The sequence below is a fragment of the Burkholderia sp. GbtcB21 genome (genome assembly GCF_019091065.1).
GTDB lineage: Bacteria > Pseudomonadota > Gammaproteobacteria > Burkholderiales > Burkholderiaceae > Burkholderia > Burkholderia pyrrocinia_C.
Window position 1 is genome coordinate 1 of the sequence record NZ_JAGXKA010000101.1, and the last position, 509, is coordinate 509.

The 509-nt window shown below is 61.7% G+C and carries 1 pseudogene and 1 other annotated feature; the pseudogene reads left to right on the forward strand.

From position 1 onward, the window contains the following. A pseudogene (locus tag KVT39_RS36505) lies at window positions 1-509 on the forward strand (IS3 family transposase); the annotation flags it as partial. After that, window positions 193-309, forward strand: a sequence feature (AL1L pseudoknot). (Overlaps the previous pseudogene by 117 nt.)

The window sequence follows — 509 nt, forward strand, 5'->3', positions numbered from 1 at the left end:
GTGGGCGGCAGTCGAATCGATTGCGCCGATGATCGGCTGCACGCCGCAGACGTTGTTGGATTGGGTTAAGCGCGACGAGGTCGACCGTGGAGAGCGCGATGGCGTGAGTACGGCCGAGCGTGAACGCATCAAGGCCTTGGAGCGCGAGGTCAAGGAACTGCGCCGGACCAATGAGATTCTCAAACTGGCGAGCGCGTTTTTCGCCCAGGCGGAGCTCGACCGCCGTTTCAAGTCCTGAAGGCCTTCATTGATCAGCATCGCGACACCTTCGGGGTCGAGCCGATCTGCAAGGTCTTGCGGATTGCCCCGTCGGGCTACCGACGCCATGCAGCACAACTTCGCGATCCGTCGAAGCGCTGCGCCCGCGCGAAACGCGATGAGCTTTTGCAACCGGAGATCAAGCGTGTCTGGCAGGCCAACATGCAGGTCTACGGCGTGCCGAAGGTCTGGAAGCAGATGAACCGGGAAGGCATTGCAGTGGCACGCTGCACGGTCGGACGGTTGATGAA